Origin of the sequence: Sulfurovum sp., assembly GCA_020525365.1 — a bacterium.
GTDB lineage: Bacteria > Campylobacterota > Campylobacteria > Campylobacterales > Sulfurovaceae > Sulfurovum.
Window position 1 is genome coordinate 390,215 of record JAIZOF010000001.1, and the last position, 16,384, is coordinate 406,598.

General features: G+C 37.0%; 17 protein-coding genes. 11 read left to right on the forward strand and 6 right to left on the reverse strand.

Annotated elements, in window-relative coordinates; genetic code table 11:
* Positions 1-8 precede the first annotated feature (8 nt).
* Together fusA and LGB01_02000 are read left to right on the forward strand one after the other, a co-directional pair.
* Positions 9-2,099: an elongation factor G gene (gene fusA / locus LGB01_01995; protein MCB4752985.1), complete on the forward strand. Its 2,091-nt coding sequence runs from the start codon at positions 9-11 to the stop codon at positions 2,097-2,099.
* 217 nt (positions 2,100-2,316) lie between these two features.
* Positions 2,317-3,876 carry a DUF3373 domain-containing protein gene (locus LGB01_02000; protein ID MCB4752986.1) on the forward strand — a complete coding sequence of 520 codons (1,560 nt, stop codon included), beginning with the start codon at positions 2,317-2,319 and terminating at the stop codon, positions 3,874-3,876.
* Positions 3,877-4,071: 195 nt separating this feature from the next.
* On the opposite strand, the gene LGB01_02005 is transcribed toward LGB01_02000, so the two are convergent.
* Complete coding sequence (locus LGB01_02005) at positions 4,072-4,515, reverse strand: MOSC domain-containing protein (protein ID MCB4752987.1); 444 nt, start codon at positions 4,513-4,515, stop codon at positions 4,072-4,074.
* 270 nt (positions 4,516-4,785) lie between these two features.
* Here LGB01_02005 and soxC point away from each other — a divergent pair, with 270 nt between their 5' ends.
* The 4 genes from soxC to soxZ all read left to right on the forward strand — a co-directional run bounded on the left by soxC (position 4,786) and on the right by soxZ (position 8,163).
* Positions 4,786-6,120, forward strand: a complete 1,335-nt coding sequence (gene soxC / locus LGB01_02010; GenBank protein ID MCB4752988.1) for a sulfite dehydrogenase — start codon at positions 4,786-4,788, stop codon at positions 6,118-6,120.
* A 22-nt stretch (positions 6,121-6,142) separates the two neighbouring features.
* Positions 6,143-7,249: a c-type cytochrome gene (locus tag LGB01_02015; GenBank protein ID MCB4752989.1), complete on the forward strand. Its 1,107-nt coding sequence runs from the start codon at positions 6,143-6,145 to the stop codon at positions 7,247-7,249.
* A gap of 91 nt (positions 7,250-7,340) precedes the next feature.
* A complete protein-coding gene (locus LGB01_02020; protein MCB4752990.1) occupies positions 7,341-7,814 on the forward strand; it encodes a thiosulfate oxidation carrier protein SoxY in 474 nt (157 codons plus the stop codon).
* Between the two features lie 46 nt (positions 7,815-7,860).
* Positions 7,861-8,163: a thiosulfate oxidation carrier complex protein SoxZ gene (gene soxZ / locus LGB01_02025; protein ID MCB4752991.1), complete on the forward strand. Its 303-nt coding sequence runs from the start codon at positions 7,861-7,863 to the stop codon at positions 8,161-8,163.
* Positions 8,164-8,258: 95 nt separating this feature from the next.
* On the opposite strand, the gene LGB01_02030 is transcribed toward soxZ, so the two are convergent.
* Genes LGB01_02030 through rpsT form a run of 3 tightly spaced genes read right to left on the reverse strand, consistent with a single transcriptional unit; the run spans position 8,259 to position 10,142 of the window.
* The gene (locus LGB01_02030) at positions 8,259-8,726 is read right to left on the reverse strand and encodes a hypothetical protein (GenBank protein ID MCB4752992.1); all 468 of its coding nucleotides are present in this window, start codon (positions 8,724-8,726) and stop codon (positions 8,259-8,261) included.
* Positions 8,727-8,745: 19 nt separating this feature from the next.
* Positions 8,746-9,813 carry a peptide chain release factor 1 gene (prfA, locus tag LGB01_02035; protein MCB4752993.1) on the reverse strand — a complete coding sequence of 356 codons (1,068 nt, stop codon included), beginning with the start codon at positions 9,811-9,813 and terminating at the stop codon, positions 8,746-8,748.
* Positions 9,814-9,872: 59 nt separating this feature from the next.
* Positions 9,873-10,142: a 30S ribosomal protein S20 gene (gene rpsT, locus LGB01_02040; protein ID MCB4752994.1), complete on the reverse strand. Its 270-nt coding sequence runs from the start codon at positions 10,140-10,142 to the stop codon at positions 9,873-9,875.
* A 172-nt stretch (positions 10,143-10,314) separates the two neighbouring features.
* On the opposite strand from rpsT, the gene glmM reads away from it, so the two are divergent.
* From glmM to LGB01_02055, 3 genes are all read left to right on the forward strand, one after another.
* A complete protein-coding gene (gene glmM, locus LGB01_02045) occupies positions 10,315-11,652 on the forward strand; it encodes a phosphoglucosamine mutase (protein ID MCB4752995.1) in 1,338 nt (445 codons plus the stop codon).
* Positions 11,652-12,101 (forward strand): signal peptidase II, encoded by a 450-nt coding sequence (gene lspA, locus LGB01_02050; GenBank protein MCB4752996.1) that lies wholly within the window; start codon positions 11,652-11,654, stop codon positions 12,099-12,101. Before glmM ends, lspA begins: the two co-directional genes overlap by 1 nt.
* A gap of 160 nt (positions 12,102-12,261) precedes the next feature.
* Positions 12,262-13,083 carry a paraquat-inducible protein A gene (locus tag LGB01_02055; GenBank protein ID MCB4752997.1) on the forward strand — a complete coding sequence of 274 codons (822 nt, stop codon included), beginning with the start codon at positions 12,262-12,264 and terminating at the stop codon, positions 13,081-13,083.
* Here the strand turns inward: LGB01_02055 and LGB01_02060 are convergent.
* Positions 13,080-13,349 carry a DUF493 domain-containing protein gene (locus LGB01_02060; GenBank protein ID MCB4752998.1) on the reverse strand — a complete coding sequence of 90 codons (270 nt, stop codon included), beginning with the start codon at positions 13,347-13,349 and terminating at the stop codon, positions 13,080-13,082. The two genes, LGB01_02055 and LGB01_02060, sit on opposite strands and share 4 nt — an antisense overlap.
* Positions 13,350-13,470: 121 nt before the next feature.
* Entirely contained in the window at positions 13,471-13,950 is a 480-nt protein-coding gene (moaC, locus tag LGB01_02065; protein ID MCB4752999.1) for a cyclic pyranopterin monophosphate synthase MoaC, read from the reverse strand.
* Between the two features lie 164 nt (positions 13,951-14,114).
* Here moaC and LGB01_02070 point away from each other — a divergent pair, with 164 nt between their 5' ends.
* Positions 14,115-14,816 carry a recombinase family protein gene (locus tag LGB01_02070; protein MCB4753000.1) on the forward strand — a complete coding sequence of 234 codons (702 nt, stop codon included), beginning with the start codon at positions 14,115-14,117 and terminating at the stop codon, positions 14,814-14,816.
* Positions 14,804-16,273: a cytochrome c oxidase accessory protein CcoG gene (gene ccoG / locus LGB01_02075; protein MCB4753001.1), complete on the forward strand. Its 1,470-nt coding sequence runs from the start codon at positions 14,804-14,806 to the stop codon at positions 16,271-16,273. The genes LGB01_02070 and ccoG overlap by 13 nt, the downstream gene beginning before the upstream one ends.
* Positions 16,274-16,384: the final 111 nt, after the last annotated feature.

Genomic DNA, 16,384 nt, shown 5'->3' on the forward strand with positions numbered 1-16,384 from the left:
AGTAGAGTATGTCGAGAAGTCATAAACTTGAAGATGTAAGAAATATTGGTATTGCTGCACATATTGATGCAGGTAAGACAACAACAACAGAGAGAATCCTTTTCTATACAGGCGTTGAGCACAAAATTGGTGAAGTTCACGATGGTGCAGCAACAATGGATTGGATGGAGCAGGAGCAAGAACGTGGTATTACCATTACTTCTGCAGCAACTACATGTGAGTGGAGAAGTAAACAGATTAATATTATTGATACTCCAGGTCACGTTGACTTTACTATTGAAGTTGAGCGTTCCATGAGAGTTCTTGATGGTGCTGTTTCTGTATTTTGTGCAGTAGGTGGGGTTCAGCCACAGTCTGAAACAGTTTGGAGACAGAGAAACCGTTATGGTGTTCCCTCCATTGTCTTTGTTAATAAAATGGATAGAACTGGTGCAGATTTCTTTGAAGTAGAAAGACAAATTCGTGATAGGCTCAAAGGAAATCCAGTACCATTTCAACTTCCTATTGGTGCGGAAGAGAATTTTGAAGGTGTCATTGACCTCGTTAAAATGAAAGAGGTTGTATGGGATGCTGATGCCGAAATGGGTTCAGCGTATCATGAGCAGGATATTCGTGAAGCACTTCAAGAGATTTCTGAAGAGTATAGAGAGAAGATGATCGAAGAGATTTCTTCTGTCGATGGCAACGAAGAGCTAATGGAAAAGTATATGGAAGGCGAAGAGCTGACTTCAGAAGAGATTATGAAGGGCCTTAAAGATGCAACTATCAACATGCATATTGTTCCAATGACATGTGGTACAGCATTTAAGAATAAAGGTGTTCAAACACTGCTTGATGCAGTCGTTGATTATCTACCATCTCCTGTAGAGGCACCACCAATCAAAGGTACACTAATGGATGATCCTGATACAGAGGTAACTGTTGAGTCTGTTGATAATGGTGAGTTCGCATCGTTAGCATTTAAGATTATGACTGACCCATTTGTTGGACAACTGACATTTATTCGTGTCTATAGGGGATCTTTGAAGTCTGGCTCTTATGTACTTAACTCTACAAAAGAGAAGAAAGAGCGTGTTGGTCGTATTATGAAGATGCATGCGATCAAAAGAGAAGAGGTTTCTGAGATTTATGCGGGTGAAATTGGTGCGGTTGTTGGTCTAAAAAATACAACTACCGGTGATACACTTTGTTCAGAAAAAGATAAAGTAGTACTTGAGAGAATGGATTTTCCAGATCCGGTTATTTCTGTTGCAGTTGAGCCTAAAACGAAAGCAGATCAAGAAAAAATGGGTATTGCTTTAGGAAAATTAGCTGCAGAGGATCCTTCTTTCCGTGTTTCTACAGATGAAGAGTCTGGTCAGACAATTATCTCTGGTATGGGCGAACTTCATCTTGAAATTATTGTTGATCGTATGAAGCGTGAATTTAAAGTGGAAGCAGAAGTGGGTGCACCACAAGTTGCTTATCGTGAAACAATCCGCAAAGCAGTTAATAAAGAATATAAATACGCCAAGCAGTCTGGCGGTCGTGGACAATATGGTCATGTTTTCCTTAAAATTGAGCCACTTGAGCCCGGTAGTGGGTATGAATTTGTTGATGAGATTAAAGGTGGGGTTATTCCTAAAGAATTCATTAATCCAGTTGGAAAGGGTGTTCAAGAAGCAATGCAAAGAGGTATTCAAGCCGGTTACCCTGTAGAAGATGTCAAAGTAACACTTTACGATGGCTCTTATCACGATGTTGACTCTTCAGAGATGGCATTTAAGCTTGCAGGCTCTATGGGATTCCGTGAAGGTGCAAGAGAGGCCAATCCAGTTATCCTTGAACCTATGATGAAAGTTGAAGTTGAAGTACCTGAAGAGTTTATGGGTGATGTTATTGGTGATGTAGCAAAGCGTAGAGGGAATGTAACCGGTATGGATGAGAGAGCAGGAAATAAGATTGTTAATGCGTTTGTGCCTCTTTCTGAAATGTTTGGATACTCTACAGACCTACGTTCTATGACCCAAGGACGCGCAACATATGCAATGGAGTTTGACCATTATGAAGAGGTTCCGGCAAATGTTGCTAAAGAAATTATTGAAAAGAGAAATAGCTAATTTTTATAGCATTTTATTATATATCTTCAAGGGAGTGATTTGGTTATTTCCCAACCTCTTCACTCTCTTATCACAACCTTCAAATCTATGGTAGTTATATATTCTATAGATTAATCTTTTTTATTAATATTTGCACTACTTTAAGTTTAAAATCAGGTTAAGAACTCTAAAATTATTATTCATATTTTTTAATGAATTCAACTTTAAGGAGTAAAATATGAAGAAAATTATTGGGCTATCTCTTATTGCAGCAACAACAATAGCTTTTGCATCTACTGCGAATGATATTGCAAGTCTCAAAAAAGAGATTGTAAAACTTAAAAAGAAAGTGAGCAAGGTAAATGCTCAGACAGCAAATGATAATATTAAGTGGGGCGCTGACTTTAGAACCTCTATTGACAGTATTAACTACAAGATGGCAAATGGACAGGAGCGTAGTAAAAATGACCTTATGTCTTCAAGACTTTGGCTTAATATGGCGTATACCCCTGATAATCACAGTATTTTTAAGGGGCAGCTCTCTACAAACAAGGCATTTGGTGCAAATTTCTATAATAGCTCACCTACAAATCAGTTTGGTTTTAATGGAGGGATGTCTAGCTTTGATTGGATTGGCAATGAAGCACTTGGAGATACAGCTGTTAGAGTAAGACAAGCTTATTGGCTATATTTGGGAGATAAAGCTTTTGGTCTCAATATGCCGTGGACCTTTTCAGTGGGTAGAAGACCCTCCACAAATGGTTTCCTTGCAAATCTTAGAGATGATGATATGGCACAATCTCCACTTGGACACAATATCAATGTTGAATTTGATGGTTTGAGCTCAAAACTTGATCTTTCAAGTGTTACTGGTATTCCCGGTATGAGTATAAAGTTGTGTATGGGGCAGGGATCAACAAACATTACCCCAATGTTTAATAATACGGGTACTTGGAACAATAATGATAATCAAGGCCTAAAAGATATTAAACTGGGTGGGTTTATTTTTGAACCATACAATGATGGGCAAATTGTTACAAAAGCTACATGGTTTAGGGCTTATGATCTTCCAGAGGCTAATATTGGTTATATTTCACCTTTTCAACTTGAAACTAATATAGCAAAGCCATATGGTGCTACAAGTATGACACAAGTGGGCGATATGACGGGTGCAGCATTTTCTGTAATGGTTGATGGCTTGACTGAAGATGGTTACTTCTCGGATACAAAAGTATTTGCATCAGTTGCATGCTCTAAAACCCTTCCAAATGGAGCATCTGCTACACAACAGGGCGTTAGCACTAACACATATAACCAAGTACCTGGAATGCTAGGATCTACAGAATCAAAAACTGGTACTTCATGGTGGATTGGTACACAGTTACCTGTAATGGAAAGAGGGAAATTTGGATTTGAGTATAACCATGGCTCACAGTATTGGAGACCATTTACGTATGGTGAAGATACTATGATTGGTTCTAAGCTGGCGGCACGTGGTAACGCATGGGAGACATATTTTACATATCAAATCACAGATGCACTTTCTGCTCAAATGAGATATACAAAAATAGATTATGACTATACTGGCAGTAATGGATTCTTTGGTAGCAATACAGGAAATGCTATGAAAATTAGTGACCTAAAAGCATACGCAGCCAGATTTAAACAAGCGCTTAGAGCAGGATCATTAAGACCTGGTACTGCTCAATATGATCAAGCAATGGGGCTTATTGGTCTTGAACAGACAACTGTTTCATCTGCAAGTGACTTTAGATTTTATATTCGCTATAGATTTTAAAAAAGACTTACCTTTTACGATTACTTATCAGTGTATTGGTGGTCGAGAGAAATCTCGTCTACCAAATACCAAGACTAATATACTTCGTGGGTATGGATAAATTAGATTTTCTTCTTGCCCTAACTTCTATTAAAAAATAAGGTTATGATCATAAGGATTGTCCAAGAGAAGTGTCTAAAAGGACAGATTGATACTTCAACAATCTTTTAAGTAGACCTTGTCTCCTATTTTTATACTCCCTTCTTCTACTACTTTGGCAAAAATACCTCGGTCTTTTTTCAATAGTTTTGGAATACGCTTGTCTAATGCTGCCAGATGGTTGCATAGGGTACAATTTTTAGAAATCTCTAAAACAACTGTTCCAATATGAAGTTGTGTTCCAGAAAGAAGGTGATAAGGATTGTAATCTATAAGAATATTTTCTCCAAGGTAGCCATGAGTCATCTCTATGCCTGTTTTATTTTTTACTATCTTGTAACTCTCAAGTGAAGCAATAAGTACAGTACGTTCGGGTATACTACCATAGTGCTTGTCTTCGAGGATACCTTGTTTTTTAAGAAGTATATCTGCTTTTGTTATAGGCTTAGAAAGTCCTTCTTGTGAAACAAATAGTGCATATATAGTACCTACTTCTTGCATGGCTTATCCTCTAAGAGTGTATTAAGTGTATTTTATCATAAACAGAATAATGTACCCCCCTCTTTTTATTCAATATTTCTTATTTAATTAAAGTATTTTATTGATAATTGTATTAGTATTTCTAATCTTATGTATCTGATTAATGAATATTTAAAAATAGTGGAAAATATATTTTTTTGCTTGGCATTTTAATTTTATTTCTATTATAATAAAAGGTAATAGCGTCTCTGATCGAAATGAGATGGGAGTGCTACAAAAAAAGGAGGTAATATGACTAAAATAAGTAAAGCTTCTGAAGCTGAAATAGTAGAGTCAGGCAGAAGAGACTTTTTTAAAAAGTCAGCAGCATTTTCAGTTAGTGCAATGGCTGCAGCAAGTGTTATGGCACCTGTTAAGATTAATGCAGGAGGTCATATGGAGAAATTCAAGGGTGATCCCGCAATCCTCGAGGAAAAACCATGGGGAACAAAATTTGGCTACCCCGTTACACATAATCTATATGGTCAGCCGTCACCTTATGAGCATAATGTAACAAGAAGAAATACCAAGCTTCTCTCTTCAGGAAACTGGTATGCCTCTATTGCAATGTGCCCACTTCAGGATTTAGAAGGAATCATTACGCCTAATGGACTCTTTTTTAGCCGTTGTCATGGTGGTGTAGCAGAGATTGATCCAAATGAACACAGATTGATGATTCATGGACTTGTTGAAAAGACACTAGTATTGACTATGGACGAGCTAAAGCGTTATCCAAGCGTAAGTCGTATTCATTTTATTGAGTGTCCTGCTAATGGAGGACCAGAGTGGAGAGGACCACAATTCCCATCATTACAATTTGCTAAAGGGATGATGAGTTGTGCAGAGTGGACCGGTGTATACATTAAAGATATTCTTAAAGATCTTGGTCTTAAGCCAAATGCAAGATGGATGCTTGCTGAAGGCGCTGATAATGCACATATGGGAAGAACCGTACCTATTGATAAAGTCCTTGATGATGCAATGATTGTGTGGGCACAGAATGGTGAGGCACTTCGACCTGAACAGGGGTATCCAATTAGACTGCTTGTTCCAGGCTGGGAAGGAAACCTTTGTGTCAAATGGCTCTGTCGTCTTGAGTTTGCATCTGAGCCATACTATGCAAAAGAAGAGACAGCAAAATATACAGCACTTACATCAAGTGGTAAAGCAATTCACCACTTCTATGCAAATGAGGTTAACTCCATCATTACCTCTCCTTGTCCTGAAAAACCTTGGACAGACCTTAAAAAAGGTGATATTGTAGAGATAGAAGGTCTTGCATGGTCTGGTATGGGTACAGTTGAAGGTGTAGATATTACCTTTGATGGAGGTAAGAATTGGGTCGAAGCAAGCCTTAAAGGTTTGGTATTGCCAAAAGCATGGACGAGATTTAGCTTTGTGTATAAGTGGAATGGAAAACCTATCATTCTTGGAAGTCGTGCAAGAGATGATGCAGGACATATTCAGCCAACCGTTAAACATGAAAGAGAAGTTGTAGGGGTTGAATCAGTATATCATAGAAATGGTATTCATACATGGGAAGTAACAGGAAAAGGGGAGGTGAACAATGTTCAGGTTTTATCGTAATTTTATATTATTGGTAGCGATAATGGCTACATCGGTAACTTTATTTGCTAAAAGCAGTACAGCAACAATTTATACAGATTCTTCTCGAGTTTATTCAAATGGCAAAAAGGTTATTGATGGTGGTACGACGTATCCTATCCAAAATAAAAAGACTTCCGCATATTTTGTAAATGAGAAAGCACACAAAACCTCTTTTAAACTTGGAAGAGCAGCAACTGCTGATGAGATTGAAGCATGGGATATTGATGTAATGCCTGATGGTACTGGTCTTCCAGAAGGAAAAGGTACAGTTGAAGAGGGTGATGCACTCTACGAGACGAAGTGTGCGTCATGCCACTTTGACTTTGGTACAGGTGGTTCAGGTTATCCCGCACTTCAGAAAGGGAATGCCTATGAAGGGCATAAGTCTATGCTCTTTCAGCGTGTAGGTGGCAATGATGAAGGTCCTATTCGTGTCTTCGGTACATATTGGCCATATGCGAGTACACTTTGGTGGTATATCAAAACAGGTATGCCACATCCTGCACCACTTTCGCTGACAGATGATGAGGTTTATGCAATTTGTGCCTATATTCTTTCAGTTAACGAAATAAAAATTGATGATGAAGAACTTGATGACGAGTATGAACTTAATAGAGAGAAGTTCCTTAAGATAAAAATGCCAAATGTTGATGGATTTATTCCTGAGATACGTGGTAAAAATGGTTTAGAAAATACACGTAAATTCTATAATAATTTTGCAAACTATGGTAACGGTACCCGCTGTATGAAGAACTGTTTTAAAGGGAAACCTAAATTAGCAAGAATTTCAGGCTCAGGGATTAGTGATTATCAGCCCCCTCTTTCAAACAAGAAAGACCTCCCTAAGAAAAAAGCAGGGTCTGGTAGTGAGCATCCAGGCAAGAAGGCCTATGAGGCATCATGCTCTGTATGTCATGCAACAGATGCAATGGGTGCACCGATGGTAGGTGATAAGAAGGCATGGAAAACTGTTTTGAAAAAAGGAATAGATAAAGTGCAGCATAACGCTATTCAAGGTATTAATGGTATGCCTCCTAAAGGAGGAACATCTTTACCTGATGAGGAGATTAAGCAGATTATAGACTATATGATAAAAAAGTCGAAGTAATTTATAATTATTTCATAATAAAAAGTGTTATAATAATACAAAGGGTAAATGCCTTTTGTATGCAAAAATTAATTTAAGTAAAGGACAAAGTATGAACAGAAGAAACTTTATCGGTTTTGGTGTATTAGCAATGGCGACATTGCCTGTAGCAGCCAGTGCAGCTACCAGTATCGATTTTAGAAAAGTGAAGCCTGATACATGGACAGCAAAAACAGTTGAAGATGCAATTAAGGCACTTTATGGTGAGATTAAACCTAAAGAGAGTGGTGTCAAAGTAAAAGCACCAAAAGTTGCAAGTAATGGTGGAGCCGTGCCTATTACTATCAAAACAGATATTCCTGCAAAAACAGTGGCACTTTTCCAAAATATGGATCCTGAAAGTACAGTTGCTGTATGGAATATCCCTGAAAATGCAGTAATTAACTACAGTGTTAAGATCAAGCTCAAGGCAACTGATGAGAATGGTGGTAATGGTGTGGTTACAGTAATTGTAGAAGGCAAAGACGGTAAGTTTTACAAGGGTACGGTTGCACTCAAGGTTGCAAAAGGTGGGTGTGAAGGCTAATGCTTCATACTATGATCTATAGAGAAAAAGATAGAAAGGATGATAAATGGGTAATATGAAAATTAAAGCAAAGCTTAAAAATGACGTAATCAACGTTAAAGCGATTGCAAAGCATGATATGTTGACATATGATCAAGCAAAAAAGAAGGGGAAGGAGGCAAATTTTATCACACATATTACTGCAAAAGTTGGTGATACAATTGTTTATGATGTTTCTACAAGCCAATTCCTCGCCAAGAACCCACTGTTTAAGTTTAAGTTCAAGGGTGCCAAGAAGGGCGATAAACTTACTATTACTTGGGTTGACTTGTCAGGAAATACTATTTCTGGAACTAAAAAAATTAAGTAAAAAAATGTCACTCTGTTGACCTTTGACAGGGTGACAACAATTCATTTTATATGAGTACTTCTCTTAGTATTTCTATAAAATGATTTCTTTGCATTTTAGATAATATGGCTTACTTCAAACCAGTGAGGCTCTATACGAATTAGTGTCATCTCTTTTCTTTGCTGAAAATGTGATACTATATCAAAGCTTTCCTCTCCATACCCCTCTTTGTATTCATCAATAAAAGTTGCATAAATATCCTCTTTTATCGCACTGATTTCATAGATAACTTTATGATAAGTTTTCTTCTCTTTTTGCCATATTTCTCTCTTTTTTTCGTTGAGATTGATGCTACCGTAGCGCTCTTCTTTGGGTAGTGTTATATTCATTTCAAGATAAGTACGCATAGATGCTATCATGTGTTGTAATTGATGAAGAGGAGTATTTTCTAAGCCAGTATTGATAATTGTGGCAAGTGCTTGTGTGTATCCCCATCTTCCAGAGATAGGGAGATCTACATCAAAAGTAGCTTTGATAAGAGAGGATATAGGTTCTTTGGAAGAAAATTGTTTAAAGGTTGGCATATTAGGCTACTCCTTATTTTTAGAGTCCTGCCTCTTTAATTGCTTCTGTTTTGGCATGTGCAATAAGTGGATCAATCACAAGGTCAAGATTGCCATTATTGACAATATCATCAAGGGCATAGAGGGTTAGACTAATTCGGTGATCTGTCAAACGATTCTGTGGATAGTTGTAGGTACGAATCTTTTCTGATCGGTCTCCTGAGCCAACCTGAAGTTTGCGTTGTCCTGCAGTTTCGTTGAGTTGCTTTTGAAGCTCTGCTTCATAGACACGTGCTTTGAGTACTTTCATTGCCTTGTCTTTATTCTTATGTTGAGATTTTTCATCTTGAATTGCAACAACAATACCAGTAGGAATGTGTGTTAAACGAACGGCAGAGTCGGTAGTGTTAACTGACTGTCCTCCACAACCACTAGAGCGATAAACATCCATCTTAATCTCATTTGGCTTGATATCAATTTCTATATCATCAACTTCAGGAATAATGGCAACGGTAATAGCAGAAGTATGTACTCGTCCTTGTGTTTCAGTATCAGGCACACGTTGGACACGATGGGTACCTGCTTCGTACTTAAGCCTAGAATATACACCTTTACCCTTAATTTGAGCAATGAGTTCCTTGTATCCACCGGCTGTACCATCGCTAGTGCTAACAATTTCGACTTTCCAGTATTTTTGTTCTGCATAACGCGAGTACATACGGAATATATCAGCAACAAAAAGAGCACTTTCATCTCCACCAGCACCAGCACGAAGCTCAAGAAAGATATTTTTTTCATCATTCTTGTCTTTTGGGATCATAAGAATTTTAATTTCCTCTTCAAGTTTAGGCAGTAAAGGTTCAAGTTCACACAACTCTTCTTTTGCCAAATCTCCAAGATCAGGGTCTCCTTGTAGCTCTTTATTCTCTTCAATGGTTTTGGCAGTTTCAAGATAGTATTTTGCCTTTTCAACTAGTTCATTTAGTCCAGACTGTTCTTTGTTGAGTTCTGTCATTTTACCAATATCTGAACCAATATCTGGTGAACTAAGCAGTTTGCTAATCTCGTTATATCTGTCTATAAAAGGTTGAAGTTTTTCTTTAAACATAGGCTTTTGTATTAATTAAAGGTATATAAAAGTTAAAAAGAGGAGAGGTCAAAAACTGCTTATGCAGCCTCAAGTTTATTGACCATTTTGTGAAGACGACTTACTTTTCTTGCAGCAGTTTGCTTTTTAATAAATCCTTTGCTGACAAGTGCATGGATTTTCTTATTGGCAAGCTTAAATGCTTCTGTTGCTACTGATTTGTTGCCAACTTCTACTGCTTCATGAACAGCTTTGATAATATTTTTAAAACGTGTTCTATAGTATCTATTTCTTTCTGTTCTCTTTGCTGTTTGCAAAATACGTTTTTTTGCTGACTTATGGTGTGCCATTAGAATTCCTTTGGATAAATAATTGTGCCCACTCCAAACAATATAGAGTGAAAATAGTTCGCGAATGATATCGCAAACAAGATTAAAGATAAATTAAAATGGAGTGCTAAACGAAGTTAATGAAATTTAGATAGAATAAAACCAATGATTTAAAAACACAAGGAATTTTATAGTGGCACTTTTTGGAACAGATGGTGTACGAGGGAAAGCAGGAAAAAAAGTTAGTGCGATTAACACAATGCGCCTCGCAATGGCAACAGGGATATGTTTTAAACAATTTGTAAAAACAAAAAAGATACTGGTAGGAAAAGATACCCGCAGAAGTGGTTATATGATTGAGAATGCATTGGTTTCTGGTTTGACGGCAGTGGGATTTGATGTGATTCAAGTAGGCCCTATGCCTACACCAGCAATAGCCTTTCTCACAGAGAATATGCGCTGTGATGCAGGAATTATGATCTCGGCAAGTCATAACCCCTACTACGATAACGGTATCAAGTTTTTTGATACAAAGGGCAACAAGATTAGCCGTACCAAAGAGGAGATGATTGAGACAATCTTTAAAGATGATGTAGCCATAGAAGAGGCTCAAGTGACAGGCAAGAGTATTGGGAAATCTAAGCGTATTGATGATGTAATTGGGCGCTATATTGTTCATATTAAAAATTCCTTTCCTAAACCATTGACTCTTGCAGGTTTGCGTATCGTAATAGATTGTGCCAATGGTGCAGGGTATATTGTTGGACCAACAATTCTTCAGGAACTTGGCGCAGAAGTTATTGTTATTGGTAATAGCCCAAATGGATTTAATATCAATGAAGGGTGTGGTGCAATGCATCCTGAGAAACTTGCCAATACTGTTTTGGAAAATCGGGCAGATATTGGCATTGCTCTTGATGGTGATGCTGACAGAGTAGTACTTGTAGATGAAAAAGGTGAAGTTGTTGATGGAGATAAATTAATAGGGGTGTTGGCCGCCTATTTAAAAGAGCGTGGTATGCTACAAGGAGATGGCGTAGTGGCAACAGTTATGAGTAATCAGGGACTGGATGAATATCTATCTTCTTGTGATCTGCATCTTTATCGTTCTGCCGTAGGAGATAAGAATGTTGTAGAACTCATGCAACATAAAGGGATTAATTTTGGTGGAGAACAGAGTGGGCACATTATCTTTTCTGATTATGCAAAAACAGGAGATGGAATCTCTAGCGCACTTCAGGCACTGGCATATCTTGTCACTACCAGCAAAAAGGCAAGTGAAGCTTTTAATCCTTATGACTCTTATCCGCAGATGCTAGTAAGCCTTTTAGTGAAAGAAAAATACCCTTTTGAGGAGATAGAAGGTCTCAAGATACTTCAGCAGGAAGTTGAAGCAAAAGGAATACGCCATCTCTTCCGTTATTCTGGTACCGAGAATAAGATCAGACTGTTACTTGAGGGCAAAGAAGAAAAAATACTTGATGAGATGATGAAGAAATGTATTTCTTTTTTTAAGGGTGTATTGGTCTAATGCGCTATTTTACTATTTTTCTACTGGCTGCAGTTGGTACATTTGTGATTGATCAGGAGATTAAAGCACTATTTCTAGAAGGGTTTTATAAAGAGGGGGCATGTATTGATTTAGAATTACATTTTAATCAAGGCATTGCATTTTCAATGTTTACTTTTATTGGTCCATATTTAAAGTGGATACAAATATTTATTGTAGTGACAATTCTTTACTCTGTACTCAAAGAGAATTATCTGTATCGATATGCTTTTCCTGTTGGGTTGTTTATTGGTGGAGCATTGGGGAATATCTATGATCGTTTTGTACATAAAGGGGTAGTGGATTATGTGGCATGGCATTGTGGTTTTAACTTTGCTGTCTTTAATTTTGCCGATGTAGCAATTGATATAGCGGCAGTATGGGTACTTATTGCAACCTATTTTTTCTCTAAAGATAAAGTAGACAGATAAGAATATTACTATGAGACTAGCATGTATGGATATATTTCTTTTATTGGCAGAAGCAATAATCAAAGAAAAGGGGTTGTATGCTCTCGATCAGAAGTATTGAACTGTACCCTCCAATAATACAAAAGAAATTCTCTAAATTAATCTATTTTGAGGTGACAGAATGAAACAAATAATTATACATAGTATTGCAGGAGTGTTGTTGGTAAGTATACTTTTTTTTAGTTTTCATGCCTATAGAAGTGCAAAAAAATATGAAGAAAAAACTGCATTACTAGTAGCACAGATGAGTGCTAAATCATTGGTAACCTATCGGGCACAGGAGCTGGTAGAGGAGCTATCGTTTGGTTTCTATAAGAATAAAAAACATGAAATGCTTCAAGAGATAGAAGAGAAACAGCATTTTTATAAAACACAGAGTAGAAGCTATACTCTTTATGCGATTAGTGCATTATTAATACTGCTTTTGGGATATTTTGTTATTTCTTTACGTATGTTTACCTTTTTTGGTGCTATTACGGCAGGAGTGATGCTCTTTTTTGGTTTTGTTAGCCCTATGCTGATGATTACTATCCATAAAAAAGTGGAGTATCTTGGGGATGTAGTGTTGTCATTTGAATCAAAAAGTATTATTGGCTCCATTGCCAAACTCTTTGAAAATGGTGATATTGCTGTTGCCATAGTTATTTTATTCTTCTCTATACTTATTCCTATTGTTAAAGTATTGTCAATATTATTTATTTCCCTCTTTACAGAAAACCGTTTTGCACACAGTATTATAGAGTTCTTTAAGGTAATTGGAAAATGGTCCATGATTGATGTCTTTGTAGTGGCAACTTTTTTGGCTTATTTGACAGTTGATAAAGGCGATGTCAGTCGTGCTGAAATTGAAGTAGGATTCTACTTCTTTTTGGTATATGTAATTGTTTCAATGTTGGTGAGTTTGGGCGCGAATAGAATGCTACATCAAGTTAAAGATAGTTAGATTACCATCTTCACATCCTTATGGCTTTGAAAAGACTCAAAAAGTCTGTCTCTCTCTTCTTTACTTTCTACAATACATGATGTATTGTAGGTGGTGAACTTTCCTGTTTGTGATGTATTTCCTAAGCTATTACAATGCTCTCTTCCGCCCATCACTTCCTCAATACAAGCTTCGAGTTTTTTCTTATCTCTTCCAATGATTTTGAATCTCCAGTTGGTAGGGTATGTAATAACTGGTTTATCCTGAGTATCATTGTCAAATATCATAGCACACTCCTTTGAAATAGGTTTGATAATTTAAGTAAGCTCAATAGCCACAGTATAGCATAAAGAATTAGCCTTAATATACCTAATATGTAAAATACTATTTAAAGGTAATATATCTATCTTAAGTGTTAATTCTATGATAGTCCCCTGATTTCCCACCACTCTTATGTTCAAGCTGTATATTGCGAATAGTCATGCTTTTATCGATAGCTTTGAGCATATCATAAATTGTGAGAAGTCCAATACTAACGCCGGTAAGCGCTTCCATCTCTACCCCAGTTTTTCCTGTAAGTTTTGTTGTGATGGTGAGTTTGAATCCAGGAAGTTCTGGTATCTCTTTAATATTTGTTTTGATAGAGGAGAGCATGAGTGGGTGGCACATAGGAATAAGCGTACTAGTTTGTTTGGATCCCTGAATGGCTGCAATGACTGCAGTTTGCAAGACAGGACCCTTTTTTGTGGTATTGGCAATAACGGCATCAAAGGCCGCTTGTCCTACCTCTATGATGCCACTGGCTATGGCAATACGTGTAGTATTGTCTTTATCGGAGATATCAACCATTTTAGGTTTATTGTGTTCATCTAAATGAGTAAGGTTCACATGAAGTCCTAATTTGAGTATTTTTTTGAGTATTTTAACATAAAAATATGACGAAAATAAATTTTTATTGATGGTTAAAATAAATAGTTGACGTTTTTTATTAAAGAATTATGTATTTTTAACATCAAATATTGTACAATATTTTAAATTGGAAAAGGAGGGTTATGACGTACGCATATTTAAGACAGATGCCAGGTTGCAGTCACTTGTCACAGCAACAACGTTCTATTCTCTCTTTTGCATTGACACAAAGAATACAGATAGATAAAGAGGTAATTGAGTATAGTGCCAAGAGCCGTCCAATTGAAGAACGTGAGGAGTTTGAAAAATTCCTTCAGTCACTTCAGGAGAATGGTGACAGAATCATTATTGCTCATTTATCAATTTTGAGTCATGTGGTTGAAGAACTTGTGAAGGTGATTAACTGTATGCTAAGTCGCAAAATTATACTCTATATTGCCAATACCAAAACAGTGGTGACAGAAGAGACGCTACTGACCGAAGTTCTCCCTCTTCTTGGCGATACAAAGGAGATAAAGAGAGTCAAAACAGGACAGATTGGTCGCCCAAAAGGTAGCAAATCATCCTCTAAATTTGATATCTATCAGACACAAATCGTCTCACTTCTTAAAAAAGAGATGAGCGTTAGTGCCATTGCAAGAGAGTTGAGGGTGAGTCGTAGTTCCCTAAAAGACTATATTGAATCTAGAGGTATTAGAGAACTAGTAGAAGGATCGTGGATGGAGATAGCTACACCACAGAAAATATCGGAGGCAGATAACACTGTGTTGATTTGTCCTTTTGAGCAAGAAGAGAATGAATTTAAAATAAATAAAATAGAAAGGAAGCAGTCATGGAGCAAGTAGTAGGAGTAGAGAAAGTCGATCAAAGCAGTAAATCCAAGAAGAACAAAGCAAAAGAGTATCTAAAGGGGTGGATATCTTATCGTATCAAGAGGTATTGGGCTTATATGATAGCAACAGTAGTAGCACTTGGAATGCCATGGATTACGATCAATGAAAACCATTTATTTCTTTTGAGTTTTGATCATAAGAAACTACACCTTGCTGGAGTAGCATTTGATATGCAAGAGCTCTACTTGATGCCATTTCTACTGATGTTACTCTTTCTTGGTATTTTTGCTGTGACGGCAGTAGGCGGTCGGGCATGGTGTGGCTGGGCATGTCCTCAGACTATTTTCCGTGTCGTCTACAGAGATTTTATTGAGACAAAGTTGCTTGGATTGCGAAAGCGTATTAAAAATAAGCAACAAGAACCAGATATGAGTAAGTTAGAAAATAAAATTAAAAAAATAATTGCAATAGTGCTCTGGTCATCACTTTCTATTATTGCAGCAGCTGATTTTATGTGGTACTTTGTGCCACCTGAAGAGTTTTTTACATATTTACAGTATCCTGCCGACCACATGGTAATGATAGGGTTTGTATTGGGGGTTGCACTCTTTTTGGTTGTAGATATTGTGTTTATTAAAGAGGATTTTTGTATTTATATCTGCCCCTATAGCCGTGTACAGTCAGTACTATATGATGATGATACACTGATGGCAATCTATGACCCAATTCGTGGTGGTGGGATATATGAGGGACATGGAAACGATAGACATAAGGCTTTCAATAAACAAAAAGAGCTCAAAGCTATTCACTCTCAGGCAGAATGTACAACCTGCGAGAGCTGTGTAACGGTCTGTCCGACACACATAGATATTCGTAAAGGGCTTCAGCTTGAGTGTATCAACTGTCTTGAGTGTGTTGATGCTTGTACGCAGGTCATGGGAGCACTTGGAAAACCAAGCTTGGTACAGTGGTCAAGTGTGGTTGAAACAGAGAAGCATGAGCGAAAAACGAAAATATTTAGACCAAAGGTTATTGCCTACTTCACGATACTGACAATTGTTCTTGTAGCACTGTTTGCAATGGGAAGCAAAAAAGAGCATATGTTGCTTAATATTAATAAAACAACCAGACTTTATAAGATTCTTGATGGCGGTGTCGTTGAAAATGATTATATATTCCTCTTTGCCAATACAGATAGCAAGCGCCATACCTACTATTTTGAAATTGAAGAACCATTAAAAAAGAAAATCCATATTGTGAGACCTAAAAATTCATTTAGTATTGCTTCAGGTAAAAAGCGTAAGAAGGTCGTTGTACTTAGAACAAATATTGAACTAGCCGATAGTACACGTAAAGATGTGCCGATACCAATTACAATCAAAGCATATGCTATTGATGATAAAGAGAAGGTTGTAGTAACAAGACATACTGTTTTTGTTTATCCTCGTGCAGATCTTTTGAAAAAATAGGAGTTTGTATAAAATAGATATTTCTAAATTTTATTTGGCTTAGGATGTGAATTTATGTAACACCTTAATACTAAATTTTTAGAAAAAAATTATATAGACTTAATTAAGATA